A 20,191-nucleotide genomic window follows, 5' to 3' on the forward strand; every position below is an offset into this window, starting at 1 on the left:
TTGGTTACTTCTGCGCAAGGAAGCCCAGGGCTTTTTTTAGGATTTCGTTCTCCTCAGACAGCGAAGCCAGTCGCTTTTCCATCGCTTTGATTTCGTCTGGCGATTTACCGGATTGAGTTTTGGCCTGGCCCTGGATCCACTTATGAACTGTTGAATAGCCAATGCCATATTCTCTGGCCAGTTGAGCAGCTGATTCGCCTTGCTTATATAGGTTGATAATGTTTTGTTTGAATTCTTTGTCGTAACGAGTTGGCATGTAAAAATTCCTTCCTTTTGAGAGACGATTTATTCATTATACCCTCTCTTAAAAGTTGTCTCAGGAATCAGCTTACATCCAACAGTACAATAATTCCAACGGGTGGCCGAATCGTTTTACAGATGTAGGTAGTGGCAATCTGAGTGTTGGATCAAATCAACCGTCAACAAATGCAACTGCAAAGTTATCAGTGCCAACAACATCTGGGACTTACTATTATCAGCTGAAGCTTACCTATAATAACGGTAGTCCCAAAACAGTGTATAGTGATGTTTTCGCGATTACTGTTGTGCCTAAACCGATTGATGCGACAGGCTTAGTGGTTACCGCAAATCAAAAAAGTGTTTTGTGGGGCCAGCAAATTGGTTTAAACGCGCAGCCAATGCCAACGAATAGCACGGCAACTATAGGCTGGCGTGCGAATCCATCTGATCCTAAGTTTGGTGTTTTTTCGAGTACAAGCGGCCAGAAAACCAGTTTTACGACAAAGGCACCAGCTAATGAAAGAGATGCAGTCCTGCAAAATGATTCTGGCACACCGATTAACTTGACAGCGACAGCAACAAATTCCGATCACTCTACAGTTGAGGGAACAGCATCTGCAACCCTTGGCGGCGTTTATCCAATAACAGTGCAACGGGGAGAAAACTTTAATGTCAAACCAGATGCATTGAACGGTGTTCAATATCCTTCAAACCCGGATTTTAGATGGTTTATTTATAAGGATCAGACAGGGACGACTGAATACACGCCATCGACAAGTGAGCATTTAGTTCAAAATACAGATACCTTACAATGGCAGAATGTTCAGGCACCACAGGGAAAATTGTATTACCAGCTGGTTGTTACCTTCAATAAAGGGACAAGTAGTGCATTTTCTTGGTACACAAACATTGCGCCACTAACCATCACAGCTAAAAATCCCGAACTGCACGCAGTTCCCAACTTGCAATTTGCTTTAAGTTCAGGCACAAACCCAACTATTGCCGATTTTTACAAGGCAAGTGGGGTGATGATGCAATATGCGCCAAGCAAGATGGTGAATTCCGTAAATTGGGATGGCAATAATGCCGGTGTGCTGGCGATTACTAGTGGTGGTAGTCAATGGCGTTTGAACGTTCAATTTTCGCCGTTTAAAAATATGACAACGCAACGCAATCTTGGTGGATCGTCTGGTGGGACTGCTGCGTTTTCCTTGCATTTTGCGGATGGAACCACGATGGCAGCAAAGGATGATAGTCAGCCGGTGACGCTTTACAATGGCGCAACTCAGAATGTGACGACAACAACGTCAACCGACACTTCTTTGAAGATTCCTCAAACCGCATCGATTCAACCCGGTACTTACCAATCAACTGCTACTTGGACACTTGTCAAAGCACCTTGATAAAAGCCGGTTGCCATTGAGTGACACAATGGTTTGAAACAAAACGGTTGTCTTTAAAGACACTTTTGATGATGGGATATCAATAAAAACAGCCGCTTATCTTCTGGCATCAAGTCAGAGAATGAGCGGCTGTTTGCATTTTGTTGTTCGTCCCGGAAAATCGAGAATAAGCAAGGTTGCATTAAAAACAGTTGCTATTACAAACCGTTTTGCTGAATAACCTGCTGATACCAATAAAACGACTGCTTTCGATAGCGCGCCAAAGTACCACTACCATCATCATGTTTATCAACGAAGATATACCCATATCGTTTCGCCATTTCACCTGTGCTGGCAGAGACGAGATCAATGGGTGCCCACGAGGTATAGCCGATAAGATCAACGCCATCTTGAATCGCGTCTGCCATGGCGGCTATGTGGGCTTGCAAGTAGTTGATACGTTCGGTGTCTTCGACGGTTTTACTGCCGTCTTTTTCGATCAGGTCGTCACGCGTCCCGAAGCCGTTTTCGACGACCATTAATGGTACATGGTAGCGATCATAAATTTGATTGAGTGCTGTGCGCAGGCCACGTGGATCGATTTCCCAGCCCCAGTCGCTACGATCAAGATAGGGGTTTTTGACGCCGCTGAAGAAGTTGCCGCCTGCTTGCTTGCCTTCACCCGTGGTGGTCATGGTGCTGGATTGGTAGTAGGAGAAGGTGTAGAAATCAACGGTGCCAGCCGCAAGAATCGTCTCATCGTCAGCGCTGATATCTAGCTGGATGTCGTGATCACGCCAATAGCGCTTGGCAAAGTAGGCGTAGCGGCCTTTTACCTGTACGTCGCCACAGTAGAAGTTATTAAATTCTGTCGCGGTTTGGACGAGCGCAATGTCAGTCGGTTTGCTGGTTAATGGGTACAACATGCGATAAGCCAGCATGCAGCCAATTTTCAAGCTTGCATCGAGCTCGTGGGCAAACTTGGTCACTAAGGCACTGGCGACGAATTGGTGGTGTAGTGCTTGCAGGCGCAGCTGTTCGGAGTCGACATCTGGACTGATGAAGCGATCAGAATCGTCCACATACATACCGCCTGCCAGATAGGCACCCATGGGACGAGTGAGCATGTTAATTTCGTTGAAGGTTAGCCAGTATTTGACGTCTTGGTGATAGCGGTTGATGATGACTTTGGCAAACCGGACGTAAGCGGCAATCATATCGCGAGCCGCCCAGCCATTGAAGGCCTTTGTTAAGCCGATTGGCGATTCGAAGTGGGAAATCGTAATCAAAGGTTCGATGTTGTAGCGTTTGAGTTCCGCAATGATTTGATCGTAGAACGCCAAACCGGCCTCATTTGGCTCGGTTTCTAATCCGGTTGGGAAAATACGCGTCCAGGCAATGGAGAACCGATAGAGCTTGAAGCCCATTTCGGCAAACAAGGCGATGTCTTCTTTGAAGCGGTGAAAATGATCAATGGCTTCATGACTTGGGTAAAAGGCATCAGGGACTAACTCACGGGTCGTTTTACGCGGGGTGTTGACATCGCCGCCTAGTAGCAGGTCGCTAGTTGAGAGCCCTTTGCCGTCAGTTTGGTAGGCGCCTTCAAGTTGATTAGCGGCAGTAGCGCCGCCCCAGAGGAAATTTTCGGGGAATTGTTGGTTTGTCATAATTTTTCTCCTTAACGCGTTCACTGGCTCAGAAGCCTGCACATAAGGTGGCTTCTGACCGCGGCTGTTCACGCTCTGTCTTACGCTTCTGAAACGGCTTGGGTGACGCTTAACAAGTGGTCGTCAGTCGTCACAGTCGCTTTTTCTTGAATGGTAATCCGGTCAGCTGGCGTATTTAGCAACAACACCATAACCGTTGGATCGAAGCCTTCCTGTTCGATCAGTTTCAGATCAATTTGAATAAGCGGTTCGCCAGCAGTGACGTGTTGATCTGTGTTGACCAGCGTTTTAAAGCCGCGGCCGTTCATTTTAACGGTGTTGATCCCAACATGAATCAAAATTTCTTGACCGGTGGCTGTGGTGAGGCCGATGGCGTGGCCGGTGGGATAGGTCATGGTCACGACAGCATCTACTGGGGCCACGATGAGGTCGTCTTCCGGAGCAATTGCAACGCCATGGCCGAGGGAGCCGGAAGCAAAAACATCATCATTGACATCTTTGAGGGGAATCAGTTTTCCAGTAACCACACTTTTCAGGCTTTGGCACTTGATGGCTGGCTCGTTCGTGTCGGCAGGGGTCTTTTTCTCGACAATGGCAAAGAGATAGGTTGAGACAAAGGTTAGACCGAACGCAATGGCAACAGTGAAAAGCGCGTTGCGGAAGTTGGCGGGATTATTGCCGATGAAAACTGGCAAGGTGAAAATGCCGGGTGAGCCAAACGAGTAGCGCACGAGACCAGTGAGTCCAGCGAAAAGGCCAGCCAAGCCGCCTGAGACCATGACGCAGGTTAAAGCCCGTTTGTATTTCAAGGTGACCCCATAAAGCGCCGGTTCGGTGATGCCTGACAAGGCGGTCACACTGGCAGAAAGCGCGATCTGGCGGCCACGTGCCTGCTTTTCACGGAAGGCGATGGCGGCTGCAGCACCGGCTTGGGCAATATTGCTGGCGAGCATCCCGGGGCCCATGATGGTTTCGCTGCCGAACCTGGTGATTGACAGCGTTGCTAGCGGCAACAAGGAAACGTGCATCCCGACCATCACGAGCAGCGGGGTGAAGGCACCGACAACGGTTGGTACCAGCCATGGGGTGTGTTGGTTAATGAAGGTGACAGCAGTGTAGAGGCCATCTCCTAGCAAGCTACCGATCGGGCCAATGACAATTAAGGCGACGGGGGCCGTTATCAGCGCGACTAATAATGGTTTGAGCATGGTTTTGATAATGGTCGGTGCGATTTTTTCGGCGAATCGTTCGACATAGCTCATGAACCAGACGATCAGAATGATGGGGATGACGCTGCCACCGTATGAAGCGAGGCGGATTGGTGCGCCAAACAAGGCGATGGGTTTGCCGGCTGCGACCATCGCGGTGAAGTTCGGGTGTAGCAGGACGCCGGCCATCATCATGGCTAAGTAAGTATTGGTGTTGAATTTTTTGGCGGCACTGACGGCGAGCATGAATGGCAGAAAGTAAAAGGCCGCGTCGGCCATGAAGCTCAAGGTTAAGTAGGGAACACCTTTAGGATCAAGGCCGAACAAGGCGAGAATCGCGATCACGACTTTGAACATGCCGCCTGCGATCAAGACAGTGATAATTGGTGCCATGATGCTGACAATGGCATTCAGGACCCGTTTTAAAATGTTCTTTTCATAATCAGCGCTGGGTTTGGTGCCATCACCAGCTTCGCGGATGTGATAGTTTTTGGTAATTTCGGCATAATATTTAGTCACATTGGCACCGATGACGACCTGTGATTCGTCGCCTGAGTTCACGGCACTCAGCACTTCAGGCATTTGCTCAAGTCGCTGAATATCGAACTGGGTTTTATCAGCCAGCGTGAACCGCAATCGCGTCGCACAATGATTGAGTGTTTTGACATTTTTGGTACCACCCACCGCTGCCATGATACGATCGGTGATTTTTTGATGGTCAGACATGTTGTGTTCCTCCTCGGATAGTGAGCGCGAGCCAGCGCGGTTGCTGCGCTTGGGGCGCGTTATGGTTGGGGTAAGGCATGAGATGACTAGTTAGTTAAAACTCGGTGGATATGAATAATGAGATAAGCCAACTCTTCCTTAGTCGGTTCTTTGTCATAGATAGCAATAATGGCTTTTTGAACTTTAAGTGCGATTTTGGCCGCTTCAGGATACACAGTGTAGACACTTGTGAGTAGTTGGCCATCATCAGCGAGCATGGTATCACCAAGGTAACGCTCAGCAAAGAATTTCATATGGGTGACAAAGCGTTCGTAATTCAAACTCGTCGTGTCAATCGTGCCACCAGTCAGCGCACGCACCGCCTGCAAGACGTTGTCAACAAGCTGGGTCACTTCCAAAATATTCGCTTTACCGGCCGCGGCTGGTGTTGCATTGATGATGTGGAAGGCAATGTTAGCCGCTTCTTCCCGTGGGAGTGCCAATTGCAAGGTCGCTTCGACAACCGTCAGCCCATATTCGCCAATGGCAAACATTTCGGGGTAGTAGGTTTTCATTTCCCAATAAATCCGATTACCCAGTGATTGCTTGCTGTGATAGCGCTGAACTGAAAAAGCCAGATGATCTGTTAAGGCGTAGTAGATACTGGGAAGAAGGGACAGCTGCAGTTGCTGCTCAGCATACGTCACAATCTGTGAGGTAATGCTGATGTAAACAGGTGGTATGTTATTGAGCGATTGGATCATTTCGCTTTTGCGACTGTCATCCAGCGGCATGAATTTTTTGAAGATCGCGTTGTCGGGAAGACAGGCGTTCACTTTTTGACGATAGCCAATGCCCTTGCCAAACGCGATATACTCGTGGCCGTCCTGTTCAGCGAGGACGACATTGACATTGAGCACTTTTTTGATGCGAAACATCGGACACCCCTTTCATAAGTCGTTCGTGTGATACTTGCGGGCCGCCACTGACCGCAAGTTTTGCAAAGGACGCGTGCCAGTTGTTGCGAAGCGCGTGTTTGGTGGCACAAAAAAGCAGGCAGACTGAAGAAAATCGTTTGCGATGAAACGATAATCCAAGTCTTGCCTGCATAAGCAGTAACATGCGCTTGTGATGCGTTATCTGGTCAATGTATTTTAGCATGATGACTATAGAAAACGCAACCATTTCGATGAATGAAAGCACATATTTTTATTATTTTATCTGATAATCATTAATATTTTGATTCAGGAAAGATTATAAATATGAATGTGATTATATTAAAGACTGGTTCAGCACGTTTGGGGCTGAATGATCGCTTAAGAACGCTTTCGAACAAAATCGTTACCCTTTGAAAAATTGAGCTTTTTTGTCAGCAGTCGGAATTTAAGATCCCAGTGCCAAGGCGGAGCAATCGTAGGCCAGATGGGGCTCAGCCGTGCAAACAGCACAGCGACGGGCTTTGGCGCTGATGTTGTTAGGCGACTTCGAGATCGCGGTTTTTGCGAGCTAAAAGCGCCGTCTCCGCTCTAGCTACGCGTCGCTACCCCAGCTGGCCGGAGATGGCGGAGTTTGGCACGGCATTGAATTGATTAGCACAGTTTGTTATTGCCACATTTTCCGAAAGCGAGCGGGCCAGTTAACCAAAACGGCATGTTTCCCGTTTCGCGGCCAGTATTCAAGGAAAGCGAGGGCAATTAAGCCGATTAACCCAAGGCTTGTCACGGTCCAGCCAGCTTTGATCCCAGGGGTGTGATAACTCAAGGTGAATTTCAGGCTTGCTGAAGGGACTTTGAGTCCGATGAAGCCGCGATAGTTTTGGATTTTCACTTGCTTGTTATCAACTTGCCAGCCTTTTTCATAGGGGATGGTTAACATGATGTAGCCGCTGTTGTTTTGACGGGTGGTTAAAGTGACGCTGCCGTTTTTGACGACTTGCTTAGGCGCGTGTTGCTTTGCCGCGGCAACCGCCTGTTCGAATGGTTGGCGATTGAGGGTATATAAAGCAAAATGATCGAGATCAATCTGATCAATGTTGCGGTTGAACGTTAAGGTGACAGTTGTCGGTTTTTCCGCGTCAATAGGTAATGAGACCGTTTTGCTGCCATTGTCAGGATCGTTTTTGAGCGGCACATTATTGATGCTGATGGCCATGTTTTTGCGCATATTTTCACCCATGACCAAGTAACGCTGCTCGGTACTCGGGTTGACGTTTAAGGTAATCGTCGCGCCGAGCTTTTTATCCTTTTTGGTGGCAATGGCATTTGTCAAAGTGGTCAACGGCTTCACGTTGTCAACGGTGATGCCGGAGAAATCGGTGGTTGTGAAAATTGCGCCGATGGTTTCCGGTGTGAAGGTGCTGAAGTAGGCATTTTGTTGAAGTACGGGATTAGCTTGCACCTGTGTCGGTACTTTTCGATAAATCTGGGTGGCCACAGGGAGCGCATCAGGATTTTGGTAAATATTGAAATAATCGTTATGACCGATCAACTTGTATGCCGGTAAATCATAACGGGGGTTGTCAATGATTCGAGAAGAAATCTGCTGGTATTCAGGCGTTGTCGTTTTCGTGCTTTGCGTATTGACCAGCAACAGTTGCCGGACACCGAGCAGGCTTTCGAGCGGCCAAGTCAGATCGTTGTTTTTCACGCGGCCGGCTGAGCCAATGGCACCGACATTGGTTAACGCATTGATCGTGCTAGTGTTGAGGACGGATGAGAAGGTGCTAATACCGTTAAAATTGTACTGATAAGGATCGTCCATGGACCGCTGGGTATCACTGTTTACCCGGTAAAAAGTATTTGGCGCCAGTGTTTTCGCTTCGGTGTAAGCCGCGTTAAGCGCCTTGCTTGTAACGGTGAAGTCTGCTTTTGAGATGAAACTGATGGCTTTGAGACTCGCGTATGCATTGGCGCCCATATCTAGCACCAGCAAGGTTAGGAGACCGCCAACCACCCATTTTTGTGGGAACAGGTGATGCGCCCAACTATACAGTAAGATGGCCGCTACTAAGAGTAAGACGCCGCCGAGGACGAGGTTGGTCAAGGTGACATACTTGTGACTGCCCATGCGCCAAGCCGTTGGGATGAAGACGACCCCGCCGACAACCACGCTGGCGATAATCATTCGTAGACGTGAGACTGACGGCAGGTTGGCGAGACCGCGTAAACCGAGCAATAACAACCAAAAAATGACAATAAAAGAATGCCGATAAAGGTACCAAACCGGCGCGCGAAAACCTTGCCACATGATGACAAGCGGGTTGAGCCAAATGGACAGCATCAGAATCACAGTCATCACGCCGGAAATCAAACGCTCGCGAACCGAGATTGCTGGAGCTAAGAAGTAAAAGACAGCGCCTAAGAGGGCGATCATGCCCATGTATAAATTGGGCAGGCCATTTGATAACTGCGCAAAGTTGAAACTGCCAGGAATCAATTTTGACGGCAGATCGATCAGCGAGAAAAGTGGTTTGATGGTGAAATCCGCACCAGCACTGGAAAGACGTGAGGCACTTAAGGCCAGATAAGTGGGGATCAAGACGATGGCGCCGATCATACCGCTCAGTAACGACCCGCCGACGAAAAGCGCGATTTTGCGCAGCAGTTGAGGCTGATGGTGACTCGCCCATTGCCAGCAGAAATACAGCGCCGAGAAAATGGCGACCATGAAACCAATATAATAGTTCGTGATGAAGCTTAGGCTTAATGGCACAACATAGGGGATGAGTCGGTGTTCTTCAAAGAGGCGGTCAATGCCTAAAATCACGAGCGGCAATAAAATCACGCCGTCCATCCACATGATATTCAGAAAGTTGGCAATCAGGAAGCCGGAAAGGCCGTAACTGACGCTGAAGACCAAGGTGTACCAGTTTTTGCCATAGCGATGGCTGGCCAATACCTGCGCAGCAAGTGCCGCGGTGCTGTACTTAAGCGCGGTCACAAACAACATGGCCACGGGAATGGCTTGGCGCGATACAAGCACGAAGATCAAGTTGAAAGGACTTAACAGGTAATAGGTCCAATTTGCATACATGCCGCCGCCAAGACTGTTGGAGAAAGAATAAGCTTTGCCAGCTGTGCCCATTAAGGCGTGTTTCAGATAAGTAAAGAAATCAACATATTGAACGGCTGAATCGTTTGCCAAAATAGATGACGAGCCAAAAGGCGCCATTTTTAACGCGGCGAAAACGATCAGACTGATGGTGAAGGTCATGCTGAAACTGATGAGCAATAATGGCCATGTTCGATGCTTTTTAAATCGCGACATATAGAGAGGGACTCCTTCGAAAATTCGGTAGGGTCAAAAGTTAATAAACAATATGATAGCAGAAAAAATGACTGACTTAAAAATAAGCAAGTCTTGAATATTAACTTAATCATAACGCGTCTTTGAACTGAAAAGTGACCGGAAGCGCAATGAAAGCGCTGTGGCTGCTATTTTAAAAAAAACGTAGCAATTGGTGATACTTGTGACATCGGGTGGTGTGGTCAACGGGATGAAAATAATCTTTTCCGGTAAGACAAACAGCATCGGGGAACGGTACAATAGAATGAAAGTTATTTTGGGAGGACGGTTTATGCACTCACAGACATCATCAGCAAAGCTGAAGACATTTATGACACAAAATGCTGTCTGGCTGTTGCCGATTTTGGCGATGGTCTTGGTTTTGCTCGTACAGTGGCCGCAGCTGCATCTACCCTATATCTTTCATCAAGACGATACGATGCCACAGCTGCGGCGGTTGGAAAGCTATGTGACCAGTGTGCGGCACGGCCAGTATTTTCCCAAGGTTTTTCCTGAGGCAGTCCGCAACTTTGGCTATGCTTTTGACGCGTACTATCCTTCATTAATGTTGTTGCCATATGTGTGGCTACGGCTGATGGGGATGGGGGTGGTCGGTGCGTATGATGGTTATCAGGCCCTCATTCTCATCGCCACAGTATTGGCTGCCTACGCTAGTTTCTTGAAAATTCGGCGAAAACCGCTGGCGGCGTTTGTTTTCAGCATGGTGTATACGACTGCGGTCTACCGGGCCTTAGACGCCTTTGTGCGGGGGGCCTTGGGTGAAAATCTGGCCTTCATTTTCCTGCCGATCATCGCCGCGGGCATGTATGAGCTTTACGTCAAACGAACCGATAACTGGTTTTTACTGGCGTTTGGTGTGACCGGTCTGATGTATGCGCATATGTTGTCGCTGGTTATGGTGCTGGAATTTTTGGTTGGCGGCTTTCTCGTGTTGGTTGGCATGCGGCGCGTGACTTGGCGAATGGTCAAGTACACGATACTGGCAGCGCTCAGTACACTGCTGATGGGACTGGGCAGCTACTTGCCGATGATTGAGATGTCCAATCATATTGCGTTGAAGTTAAGCGAGTCTGCGACGATCTGGCCGAACTTCATCCTCTATAGTTTGGGTGATCTTTTTGAGAACTCCCTGAGTATGTATGCCTCAACCAGTAATATGCAGAATGTCGGCCAAGCCTTTCGACCTGGCATGGGCATTTTCATGTTAATGACAGCCATTGTGCTGGTGATTCGTTGGCGGAAATTGAATCAAGCGGTTAAGGTAGTTGCTGGCCTAGGGCTGTTGACGATCTTTCTAAGCACCAATTTGTTCCCGTGGTCGTTGTTTAGCAAAACGATCTTCGGTGTCATCCAATTTCCTTGGCGATACTTGGAGCTGACGACTTTATTTCTTAGTCTGGCAATTGGGTTGATCGTGGCGGATCGTCCAGCCTCATCACATGTTGCTTGGGGGCTGGTGCTGGCAACCTGCATTGTCGGTTTCAGTTATGCCGTGAATATCAATGCGACGATGCTTAATGCCAACATTTATCGCATCACCGATGAGAATGCAACGGCTTATTATGAAGATGCAACTGGCGGCGGGAGTGAGTATGCACCAGAAGATTTTGATTCAACGACTTTTTTTAAAAAGACAACTTATTCGGTAACGGCTTCTCATCAATTGACCCGGCTAACGATGCCAACCCAAACTTACAATGATATGCGTTTTACCTATACCAGCAGCAAGCCGGTGACCCTGAAGCTGCCAAAATTTGGCTACGTCGGTTATCATGTGACCATCAGCGGTAAGACAGTTGACTACTGGCCAAGTGGCAAAAATGCTCAGATCACGATAACGGCACAAGCAGGCACGCATCGTGTTCGAGTTGTCTATACAGGCACGACGCTGCAACATGTGACCGGCTGGCTTTCCTTAGTGGCTGCGTTTGGCTTTGGCGGCTGGTGGTTGTTGCGTGAAACACGTAGGCAACGGGCAACGGATGAGCGGATAACGGCTGGGTCTGAATAATGAAACAAAAGAGATTCTTGCCGTGCCAAACTCCGCAATCTCCGACCAGATGGGGCTGGCGACGCGGAGCTAGAGCGGTGACGGCGCTTTGAGCCCGCAAAACCCGCGGTCTCGAAGTCGCCTAACAACATCAGCGACAAAGCCCGGTCGCTGTGTTGTTTGCCCGGCTGAGCCCCATCTGACCTACGACTGCTCCGCCTTGCCAATAGTATCTTTAAATTCTAATAAAAATATCCGTGAAAAAAAGCAAACAATTTTCCGCAATAAGGAGTTGTTTGCTTTTCTTTAGTAGCACTGGATTATGTCCTATGTCCCAGCTCAATCATTTTTAAATTACTTTTGACTATGTGACATACAGTTACTTGATCTCACGTGCGATAAAAATCGGGCGTCGTTTGGTTTCTAAGTAAATGCGGCCGATGTAGCGGCCAACGATGCCGAGGGCGAACAACTGGAGGCCGCCGATCATCAGAAAGATAGAGACCATTGACGGCCAGCCAGCGGTCGGATCACCGTAAATAGCTGCGCGAACAACAATGAAGATTAAGGCTAAAAACGAGCCAACGAAACTGACAATCCCTAGGATGGAGACGAAAGTTAGCGGTGCTTCAGAGAAGTCGATGATGCCATCAAGCGCGTATCGCAAGAGCCCCATGAAGGACCAGCTCGTCTCCCCATGTTGACGCTCGATGTTGCGATAAGGCAGATACTTTGTTTTGAACCCAACCCAGCTGAATAGCCCTTTAGAGAAGCGGTTGCGCTCGGTCATTTGAATGACAGCTTCGACAACCTGTCTCGTCATCAGGCGGAAATCCCGTGCCCCTGGCACAATTTGAGTTTGCGAGACTTTATTAATGAATTTATAGAATAAATCCGAGAAAAATGAACGCATCCGAGCTTCGCCTGAGCGGTCAATGCGTTGAGCACCAGCCATATCATAGCCGTCTTGCAAGGCGGCATACATATCAGGAAGCATCGCTGGCGGGTCTTGCAGATCAGCATCCATAACGGCATAGTAGTCTGCTTTTGCGGTGGAGAGACCAGCATACATGGCCGCCTCCTTACCAAACGAGCGAGAAAGATCAATGAAGTGAACCTGATCGTCTTTTGCTTGTAACTGTTTGATCTGCTGAAGGGTATCGTCACTTGAACCGTCGTTGACAAACCAAATTTGGGCTTGTAACGCGGTTAAGTCGTCGCGGAATGTTTTAACAAGTTCCTGATAGATCAGCGGAACATTTTCTGACTCGTTATGACATGGAATGATAATTGCCACACTTTGCGGCATGGGAAAGCCTCCTGTTTTGCGCTAATTTGATGATGGCTGAAAAAATACTTTGGCGTGCCAACTCGCACGGTGCCGCTATAACAGAGCTAATCTCGCATAGACTTAATCGCTTTTGCTAGCTTAGTTGTTTGACTGGTGACGGTTGTGAGATTGGCCGTCATGACATCGATTTGTTGATTGAGTGAACTGTAATATTGATTCAGCTGAGAAATTTGGCTTTCTAAGTCATCTTGTGAGGTGTCACTATCTGCGGTGGTGGAGAAGAAGGTATCCTCAGCCGTTAACATTTCGCGGTAATAACTGACCAGTGTTTTGTGATCTAACTTGGCAAGTTTCAGACTTGTGAGAACGTTATTCAACTGTGTTTGCGGTGTATCCTCAGATGGCTGATTGTTGAGCTTTGTCAACGTATTATTTGCCCCAACCAAAGCGCTGTTGGCGGCTTCTAGTGATTTAAACGCCGCGGCACGCCTATCCAAAAGTTTTTTGACAGGGCCATTTTCTTTTTTTAAATCAGTTTGCGGATTTTCCTGGTAAGCCTTTTCAAAAGCAGAAGGAAAGGCGTTTACCGTTGATCCAATCGTCTTTAACGCATCTTGTTCTTGCTGCACCTGCGTTTGAACGGTGGCGGTTGTGGTTTTTAACTGGCTTTTAGGATTTAAAGTCGCCGAGCATCCAACAATCAAGACTGCCAGACTGGCTAACAAAATGAGTAATTTTTTCATAGCAGCTCCTCTGTTTATATGGTAGCGTAAAGCCCGATTAAATACTAGCGGGGCGTGACGAGTACATGTGTTGACTATTCATTAAATGGAATGTTCTATGCTAAACTGACTCTGGAGGGTGATGGCCATGCACATAGGTATGCGAACGGTTAAAACGGCAGTGGGGACGGCAGCGGCAATGCTGATTGCTTACGAGTTGCATCTTGAATATTGGACGGCCGCTGGGATTATTACGATTTTATCAGTCCAGAATACGACCAAGGCATCATTTCGGCTAGTCGCGTATCGCTTATTGGCGACCGTGTTAGGTTTTGTGATTGCGATCGGTGCATTTTTGGTGCTGGGGTACAATGCACTGGCTTTCGGGCTTTTCTTACTCATTTTCATTCCTTTGACCAACGTGTTTGCGGTGCAGAGCGGTATCGTCATGACCGCGGTGCTAGTCACTCATTTTATGATGGCGAAAAGCTGCAGCTGGTTCTGGATTAAAAATGAACTATTATTGCTCGCAGTGGGCGCTGGTGTGGCATTGATTGCCAATTTGTTCATGCCAAGTCTGGAAGCCAAAATCACTGAGTTTCAGGCACAAGTCGAAGCCGAGATGCGCGAGATTCTCGATCATATGAGCCAGCAATTGGGTCCGGATCACATTAAAAGTGCGGACAATTGGGCGAATCTGTCAGATTTGAAAATGACCTTAGATGCCGCTGTTGCTTGGGCTAATCGCCATAGTGACAATCAGTTGCTGGCCGACAATGATTATTTTCAAGCCTATTTTGAAATGCGCGACAATCAATATGAGTTGCTCCGGCAAATGCAAGACAGCCTTGACCGTATCGAAACTCCTGTGGAACAAGCAGCCGTCATCAGCGATGCCTTGGCGATGACGGCCAGTGTTCTGACCGAAGACAACCCCGCCACACAATTGGTCACCATGGTCAAAAAAATTCAACGCGATTTTGCTAAATCAGCGCTGCCAACAGACCGCGCAAGCTTCGAAAGCCGCGCGCGTTTGTTCTATTTCCTAGAAGACTTTTCCCGCTTGTTGCAGTTAAAGCGGAATTTTAACAATATTATTTCATCACAGAATTGATTTGCGGTTTCCTACATGTCCTAAGTCATTTAAGTTGGAAAATAAAAAGGGGCGTTTAATCTGATGGATGTCAAAGTCATAAAACTCGGTACCTCATTAGTGCCAAAAATTAACAACCCATATGCTGAGGCTAAATCTCTTTCACTTTATCAACCCGAAGAGTGGGCTGATATTGAGCACAATTTTCGCTGATGTCCCATCGCCGCAAGCAAGGTAACGATATTCCAGTTGATTCTGTCTCTCAAAGTGACGAAAATTCAATAATGGCATTCTCTGATCATTTGAGCAATCATGAGTACAACAGAGTAGTTGCGTCATCGGTATTCTAAGATAGAAAGCAAGAGCTGGCGGAGCGGCGAGGGGGCTCAGCCGTGAAATTGTTGTTGGCGGTTTACCGCCTACAACAAGGCCAGACTTTGAAATCGCGCGGGGTTTGCGCGAGTTCAAAGCTGTGCCCACAGCTCTAGCTTCGCGGTCGCCAGCCCTCCTCGCCGCGTAGCCAGCTCGGACTAGGGGAGATACTTGACTGGAATAGAACTGAAGAGAAACGTCGTTTGCATTGCAAAAACGCGTTCGCAGGTTTCTAATCGCGCCTGCTCACGCTCTATACTTGCTTGCCGTTTGGCGTGATGGTAGACTAAATATGTACTTTTTGAATGGTCGTGGTTGCATGGTTTCAGAACTTTCTTCCACTTGTACCAAACAGAAATACACGATATTATCATGCGTCAGCAGACGCAAGGAGGAATGTTCTCATGGAACACGGCACAGTTAAATGGTTCAATGCTGAAAAGGGTTACGGTTTTATCACTCGCGAAGATGGTAGCGATGTTTTCGTTCACTTCTCAGCTATCCAAGGCGACGGCTACAAGACCCTCGAAGAAGGCCAAGCAGTCACTTTTGAAGTTGAAGACAGCGATCGCGGTCCACAAGCGGTTAACGTTAACAAAGACTAATATGAAAGTTTCAGAGCTGGTTGCAGAGATGCAACCGGCTTTTTATTTTCGCGTGTGCACGAGGACAGATACAGGTAAAATGGGTGAGTAGCGATGTTGCGTACCGGCATCAAATAAAAGTGGCGGATTGTCTGACTTTTTCTAAAACTCATTTGGCAGGTGCTCAATGCGTGTAAGTGCATGTTAAACTAGTTCATAGCATGTTAATTGAAACATTTTTTGGAAGGTGGGGAAGGGCTGCATGTTAAGATTTGTGAAAGTTGCGCCGGAAGCTCGGTTGCATTATTTGGATCTTTTATTGATTGGGGATGAGGATCCGAATATGTTGCGGCGGTATTTGGACGCTGGCACGTTATTTGCAGCGATTGACGAGACTGTGCCGGTTGGCGTGGCCATGGTAGTGCCTGTGGATGCTACCACCATTGAACTGAAGAATCTTGCGGTACTGCCTGCCCGCCGTCGTCAAGGTATCGGTGCGAGCTTGTTACGGCACGTCGGACTGGTGTATGCGCCTGAGTATCAGGATATGCTAGTTGGTACTGGTGATGTGGATTTCGAGAATCTGCGTTTTTACATGCGCCAGGGATTCCGGTTTGACGCGATCCGTAAGCATTTCTTCGATCAGTATGCCCATCCGCTGTATGCAGAAGGGATGCAGTTGCAGGACATGGTTGTGTTACGACGACGGTTGTTATTGACAAGTTCTGATAAAACAAAGGAGTAATGCTTTTGGCCAAAAGGCGCCGACATTTTACGTTAAAAATAATTCCGCTTGCTGCTTGGCTAGTCATCGGTTTCTTTGCGATCGGTGTGACGCTTGTGGTTGGTTCATACTGGGCCCAACAACAAACAGAAGTGACGCAAAAACAAGAAGTTGCGGATGAAAAGGCGGCAGTACGCGCAAAAAAAGTTGCCTTTATTAAGCGCTTGGTGCCGACAGCACAGGCCATGCAAAAGCAATATGGTGTTTTGACAAGCATCACCTTAGCGCAGGCCATTTTGGAATCCAACTGGGGTACCAGTGCATTGGCGAAGGACTACCATAACCTGTTTGGCATCAAAGGTACCGATCCAGCCACGACCAAAGTGTTGCGCACGCAGGAATATGTCAATGACAAATGGATCACGGTCGATGGCCGTTTTCGGGTGTATGACAACGACAGTGAATCGATCCGCGATCATGCGCTGTTATTCGTTAATGGGACTGATTGGAATCCACAACAATATGCCACAGTTCGTGCCGCTAAGGACTATAAAACAGCGGCAGCTGCTTTGAAGACGGATGGCTATGCTACTGATCCTGATTATCCACAAAAATTGATTCATTTGATTGAAACTTGGAATCTAACCCAATATGATAGTTGAACGTTCGTGTTTTAGTGATGCGGCAATCCTCGTTATTTTGACTTTTTAAAGCCGAATCACGGGGATTTTACTTATTCTTTTGATGAAAGCGGCTTCGCGTGTTTGTTCGGGAATTAGCGTGATTGTGTTGTTCCACACTGATTTTTATGGTAAGCTTGTTGAAAATTTACAATTAAAAGGAGTGCTTGTGGTGAAATTACTGGAAGACCGGATCAAAAAGGATGGCCAAGTAATAGGAACAGATGTCTTGAAGGTGGATAACTTTTTGAATCATCAGGTCGATCCTGATTTAATGGCAGATCTCGGTCATGAATTCTACCGGCGCTTCAGCAATGAGCCGATCACCAAAATTCTGACGGTTGAAAGTTCTGGCATTGCGCCGGCGATTGCAACGGCAATGGAGTTTCACAAGCCGTTGGTTTTTGCTCGTAAGCATAAGAGCTTGACTTTAAAAGATCATCTTTACACAGCTACGGTCTATTCGTTCACTAAAAAGACCTCCAATGAGATCGCTATCTCTCGCAAGTTCCTTTCAGCCGATGACAATGTTTTGATCATTGATGATTTTCTTGCCAACGGTCAGGCGGTCGAAGGTTTGATGGATATCATTGCACAGGCTGGTGCGACACTGAGCGGTGTGGGGATTGTGATCGAGAAGACTTTCCAAAAAGGCCGCAAGTTGCTTGATGAAAAGCACGTTCGCGTCGAATCATTGGCGCGCATCAATGCATTTGAAAATGGTCAGGTCATCTTTGCGCCGGAGGATTAGCCCACGATGAAGAATAAAGCGATTTCGAATCCTAAAGCAGCCGCATTGGGACTGCAGCATTTGCTGGCGATGTATTCCGGTTCGGTGTTAGTACCAATTCTGATTGGTGCTTCGTTGCATTTTACGTCTGAGCAGATGACGTATCTGGTGTCGATTGATATCTTCATGTGTGGTATCGCAACGGCTTTGCAAGTATTTGGCAACAAGTATTTTGGGATTAAGCTGCCAGTCGTTTTGGGCTGTGCCGTCCAAGCGGTGGCGCCTTTGATCATGATTGGCCAGAAGTTTAATTTTCAAACGATGTACGGGGCCATCATTGTTGCTGGGTTGTTCGTTTTCCTAATCGGCGGTGCTTTTTCAAAGTTGCGTTTCTTGTTCCCGCCGTTGGTGACCGGTTCGTTGATCACGGTCATTGGCTTGTCGTTGATTCCGGTTGCTTTTCAAAATCTTGGCGGTGGCTCAACAACGGCCAAGGATTTTGGTAACATGACCAATCTGATGGTCGGGGCCTTCACGGTACTTCTGATCTTAGCGATCAATGTCTGGGGCAAAGGTTTCCTGCATTCAATCGCGATTTTGGTTGGCTTGATTGCTGGTACGGTGCTTGGCGGTTTTCTTGGGTTGGTTAGTTTTCAGCCGGTGATTGAGGCAAGCTGGTTCCACGTACCGACGCCATTTTACTTTGGGGTACCGCAGTTTGAGTGGAGCTCGATTGTCACGATGATTTTAATTTCGATGACATCCATGGTTGAAAGTACTGGCGTTTTCTTCGCGTTAGGGGACATTGTCGGCCGTAAAATTGAAGCAGACGACCTGAAGCGCGGCTATCGCGCCGAAGGGTTAGCCGTGATGCTTGGCGGGTTGTTCAATACCTTCCCATACACCACTTTCTCGCAAAACGTTGGGTTGGTTCAATTGTCAGGGATTAAGACCCGCAAGCCAGTCATTTTTTCCGCGATTTTCTTAGTGATTCTTGGTTTACTGCCAAAAATTGGCGCTTTAGCCACGATTATTCCAGCACCGGTGCTTGGCGGGGCCATGCTGGTGATGTTCGGCATGGTGGCTGTGCAAGGCATTCGGATGTTGCAACAGGTTGATTTTGACAATGATAAGAATTTGCTTGTCGCTGCCATTTCGATCGGTCTGGGACTTGGCGTGACAGTTCAGCCACATATCGTTCAGTTTTTGCCAAAAACAATTCAATTGCTGTTTGGGTCAGGCATTTTAATGACCAGCTTGAGTGCGGTTTTGCTGAACTGGCTGTTCAATTCGCCACGTCGGACGCAAGAAATGTCGGTTGATGAAGGCTTGAACGAACGCGATTCAGATAAATAAAGTCAAAGCGAGGAACAGATGTGACGCAATTTATTAGTCCAGGTGCAACGATTGGCATTATCGGCGGCGGTGTAACTGCTTTTCAAATGGCGAATACGGCCAATTCGATGGGCATGCGCACGGTCGTTTTGGCGCCGACACAAACGGATATTGCTTTTGAAAAGGCGGATATTCCGTTGGTGGGCGATGCCACTGATCGGACAGCGCTGAAAGAACTCACGCAATTAAGCACAGTGATGACTTTTACAGATGAGAATGTCGATGGTTCGCTGCTGGCGGAATTAGCCACTGCCAACCAATTGCCTTCCGGGGTCGACATTTTGACTGTCACCCAAGACCGCTATTTGGAAAAAGTCTTTTTGGACGATCTGAATATGAACATTTTGCCTTATACCCAAGTCATTACGCCGAATGATATTAAAGAGGCTGTTGACACAATCGGTTATCCAGCCTTGCTGAAACCGATTCAGAAGGGGATGGGCGTTGACCAGCAGTTGCTGCTGTCCACGGCAGATGACGTCGCGCGGGCACAGCAGTTGTTGCAACAGCGACCATATATTCTTGAGGCTTACTTACAAGACATCAAAGAAGTCGCTGTGATCGTTGCGAAGGCGGGATCAGAAGTGCGCATCGGCCCGGTCATCCAGAATTATTTTGATCGTCATCAACTGAAGGCTTCATCTGTGCGCGCCGATGTTGATCCAGCAGTGATCGTTGAGATCCGGCGTATCGCTGCTAAAATTTCAGAGAAGTTAGCCTATACGGGCATCTTTAGTCTTGAATTTTTCTTAGCCAGCAATGGGACGCTTTATGTGAAGCGAGTTTATCCAGGGCCGAAATTATATGGACATCTGATGCTGAATACGAGTGATATTTCTGAATATGAGCTGCATCTGCGCGCGATTCTAGGATGGCCATTGCCGGAGTTGCAATTGGCCGAAGACGGCGTTGGCATTCCGCTGCGTTCAGAAGATATGGACGCGGTTTTGACTCAGATTCAAATTAAACCTGATTGGCGATTTACGTTTTATCCGACTGGTGGCGAGCTAACCGGCGAGATTCAGATCGTGGGTGATTTGAAAGCAATCAAAGCCAGTGTGAATGCGACTGGCCACTTTGTCATTCAATGATCGCGTGCTCGC

The 20,191-nt window shown here is 47.7% G+C and carries 16 protein-coding genes and 1 pseudogene; 10 read left to right on the forward strand and 7 right to left on the reverse strand.

Annotation, left to right across the window (positions count from 1 at the left end; genetic code table 11):
- Window positions 1-4: 4 nt before the first annotated feature.
- A complete protein-coding gene (locus LBPC_RS05465; RefSeq protein ID WP_002816285.1) occupies window positions 5-256 on the reverse strand; it encodes an IS3 family transposase in 252 nt (83 codons plus the stop codon).
- A gap of 79 nt (window positions 257-335) precedes the next feature.
- Between LBPC_RS05465 and LBPC_RS17230 the strand changes: the two are divergent.
- A pseudogene (locus tag LBPC_RS17230) lies at window positions 336-1,643 on the forward strand (protein export cytoplasm protein SecA2 ATPase RNA helicase); the annotation flags it as partial.
- Between the two features lie 197 nt (window positions 1,644-1,840).
- Here the strand turns inward: LBPC_RS17230 and LBPC_RS05475 are convergent.
- The 4 genes from LBPC_RS05475 to LBPC_RS05490 form a co-directional block, all read right to left on the reverse strand.
- On the reverse strand, window positions 1,841-3,289 hold the full coding sequence (locus LBPC_RS05475; protein ID WP_032780949.1) for a glycoside hydrolase family 1 protein: 1,449 nt from the start codon (window positions 3,287-3,289) through the stop codon (window positions 1,841-1,843).
- A gap of 80 nt (window positions 3,290-3,369) precedes the next feature.
- On the reverse strand, window positions 3,370-5,223 hold the full coding sequence (locus tag LBPC_RS05480; RefSeq protein WP_003594127.1) for a beta-glucoside-specific PTS transporter subunit IIABC: 1,854 nt from the start codon (window positions 5,221-5,223) through the stop codon (window positions 3,370-3,372).
- Window positions 5,224-5,309: 86 nt separating this feature from the next.
- The gene (locus LBPC_RS05485) at window positions 5,310-6,140 is read right to left on the reverse strand and encodes a PRD domain-containing protein (protein ID WP_003658404.1); all 831 of its coding nucleotides are present in this window, start codon (window positions 6,138-6,140) and stop codon (window positions 5,310-5,312) included.
- Between the two features lie 664 nt (window positions 6,141-6,804).
- Entirely contained in the window at window positions 6,805-9,468 is a 2,664-nt protein-coding gene (locus LBPC_RS05490) for a YfhO family protein (RefSeq protein WP_003594131.1), read from the reverse strand.
- Between the two features lie 310 nt (window positions 9,469-9,778).
- Here LBPC_RS05490 and LBPC_RS05495 point away from each other — a divergent pair, with 310 nt between their 5' ends.
- Window positions 9,779-11,518 (forward strand): glycosyltransferase family protein, encoded by a 1,740-nt coding sequence (locus LBPC_RS05495; RefSeq protein WP_003594134.1) that lies wholly within the window; start codon window positions 9,779-9,781, stop codon window positions 11,516-11,518.
- A 358-nt stretch (window positions 11,519-11,876) separates the two neighbouring features.
- On the opposite strand, the gene LBPC_RS05500 is transcribed toward LBPC_RS05495, so the two are convergent.
- Window positions 11,877-12,806: a glycosyltransferase family 2 protein gene (locus LBPC_RS05500; RefSeq protein ID WP_003590398.1), complete on the reverse strand. Its 930-nt coding sequence runs from the start codon at window positions 12,804-12,806 to the stop codon at window positions 11,877-11,879.
- An 86-nt stretch (window positions 12,807-12,892) separates the two neighbouring features.
- A complete protein-coding gene (locus LBPC_RS05505) occupies window positions 12,893-13,531 on the reverse strand; it encodes a YkyA family protein (RefSeq protein WP_003590400.1) in 639 nt (212 codons plus the stop codon).
- A 127-nt stretch (window positions 13,532-13,658) separates the two neighbouring features.
- On the opposite strand from LBPC_RS05505, the gene LBPC_RS05510 reads away from it, so the two are divergent.
- The 8 genes from LBPC_RS05510 to LBPC_RS05540 all read left to right on the forward strand — a co-directional run bounded on the left by LBPC_RS05510 (window position 13,659) and on the right by LBPC_RS05540 (window position 20,179).
- Window positions 13,659-14,624: an aromatic acid exporter family protein gene (locus tag LBPC_RS05510; RefSeq protein ID WP_003566523.1), complete on the forward strand. Its 966-nt coding sequence runs from the start codon at window positions 13,659-13,661 to the stop codon at window positions 14,622-14,624.
- 63 nt (window positions 14,625-14,687) lie between these two features.
- Window positions 14,688-14,816, forward strand: coding sequence for a hypothetical protein (locus tag LBPC_RS17505; protein ID WP_003594150.1), 129 nt, complete (start codon window positions 14,688-14,690; stop codon window positions 14,814-14,816).
- A gap of 563 nt (window positions 14,817-15,379) precedes the next feature.
- On the forward strand, window positions 15,380-15,580 hold the full coding sequence (locus tag LBPC_RS05515) for a cold-shock protein (protein WP_003566521.1): 201 nt from the start codon (window positions 15,380-15,382) through the stop codon (window positions 15,578-15,580).
- 241 nt (window positions 15,581-15,821) lie between these two features.
- Entirely contained in the window at window positions 15,822-16,304 is a 483-nt protein-coding gene (locus tag LBPC_RS05520; protein WP_003566519.1) for a GNAT family N-acetyltransferase, read from the forward strand.
- Window positions 16,304-16,945, forward strand: coding sequence for a glycoside hydrolase family 73 protein (locus LBPC_RS05525; RefSeq protein WP_003661214.1), 642 nt, complete (start codon window positions 16,304-16,306; stop codon window positions 16,943-16,945). Before LBPC_RS05520 ends, LBPC_RS05525 begins: the two co-directional genes overlap by 1 nt.
- Window positions 16,946-17,135: 190 nt before the next feature.
- Window positions 17,136-17,714, forward strand: coding sequence for a xanthine phosphoribosyltransferase (locus LBPC_RS05530; RefSeq protein WP_003566514.1), 579 nt, complete (start codon window positions 17,136-17,138; stop codon window positions 17,712-17,714).
- Window positions 17,715-17,720: 6 nt separating this feature from the next.
- On the forward strand, window positions 17,721-19,049 hold the full coding sequence (locus LBPC_RS05535) for a nucleobase:cation symporter-2 family protein (protein WP_003566511.1): 1,329 nt from the start codon (window positions 17,721-17,723) through the stop codon (window positions 19,047-19,049).
- A 20-nt stretch (window positions 19,050-19,069) separates the two neighbouring features.
- Window positions 19,070-20,179 (forward strand): ATP-grasp domain-containing protein, encoded by a 1,110-nt coding sequence (locus LBPC_RS05540; protein WP_003574507.1) that lies wholly within the window; start codon window positions 19,070-19,072, stop codon window positions 20,177-20,179.
- Window positions 20,180-20,191 lie beyond the last annotated feature (12 nt).

It is taken from the genome of Lacticaseibacillus paracasei subsp. paracasei, from assembly GCF_000829035.1.
Lineage (GTDB): Bacteria > Bacillota > Bacilli > Lactobacillales > Lactobacillaceae > Lacticaseibacillus > Lacticaseibacillus paracasei.

Coding starts and splice junctions, on each gene's coding strand:
- LBPC_RS05465 (WP_002816285.1), bottom strand. CDS start 256: ATGCCAACTCGTTACGACAAAGAATTCAAACAAAACATTATCAACCTA.
- LBPC_RS05475 (WP_032780949.1), bottom strand. CDS start 3,289: ATGACAAACCAACAATTCCCCGAAAATTTCCTCTGGGGCGGCGCTACT.
- LBPC_RS05480 (WP_003594127.1), bottom strand. CDS start 5,223: ATGTCTGACCATCAAAAAATCACCGATCGTATCATGGCAGCGGTGGGT.
- LBPC_RS05485 (WP_003658404.1), bottom strand. CDS start 6,140: ATGTTTCGCATCAAAAAAGTGCTCAATGTCAATGTCGTCCTCGCTGAA.
- LBPC_RS05490 (WP_003594131.1), bottom strand. CDS start 9,468: ATGTCGCGATTTAAAAAGCATCGAACATGGCCATTATTGCTCATCAGT.
- LBPC_RS05495 (WP_003594134.1), top strand. CDS start 9,779: ATGCACTCACAGACATCATCAGCAAAGCTGAAGACATTTATGACACAA.
- LBPC_RS05500 (WP_003590398.1), bottom strand. CDS start 12,806: ATGCCGCAAAGTGTGGCAATTATCATTCCATGTCATAACGAGTCAGAA.
- LBPC_RS05505 (WP_003590400.1), bottom strand. CDS start 13,531: ATGAAAAAATTACTCATTTTGTTAGCCAGTCTGGCAGTCTTGATTGTT.
- LBPC_RS05510 (WP_003566523.1), top strand. CDS start 13,659: ATGCACATAGGTATGCGAACGGTTAAAACGGCAGTGGGGACGGCAGCG.
- LBPC_RS17505 (WP_003594150.1), top strand. CDS start 14,688: ATGGATGTCAAAGTCATAAAACTCGGTACCTCATTAGTGCCAAAAATT.
- LBPC_RS05515 (WP_003566521.1), top strand. CDS start 15,380: ATGGAACACGGCACAGTTAAATGGTTCAATGCTGAAAAGGGTTACGGT.
- LBPC_RS05520 (WP_003566519.1), top strand. CDS start 15,822: ATGTTAAGATTTGTGAAAGTTGCGCCGGAAGCTCGGTTGCATTATTTG.
- LBPC_RS05525 (WP_003661214.1), top strand. CDS start 16,304: ATGCTTTTGGCCAAAAGGCGCCGACATTTTACGTTAAAAATAATTCCG.
- LBPC_RS05535 (WP_003566511.1), top strand. CDS start 17,721: ATGAAGAATAAAGCGATTTCGAATCCTAAAGCAGCCGCATTGGGACTG.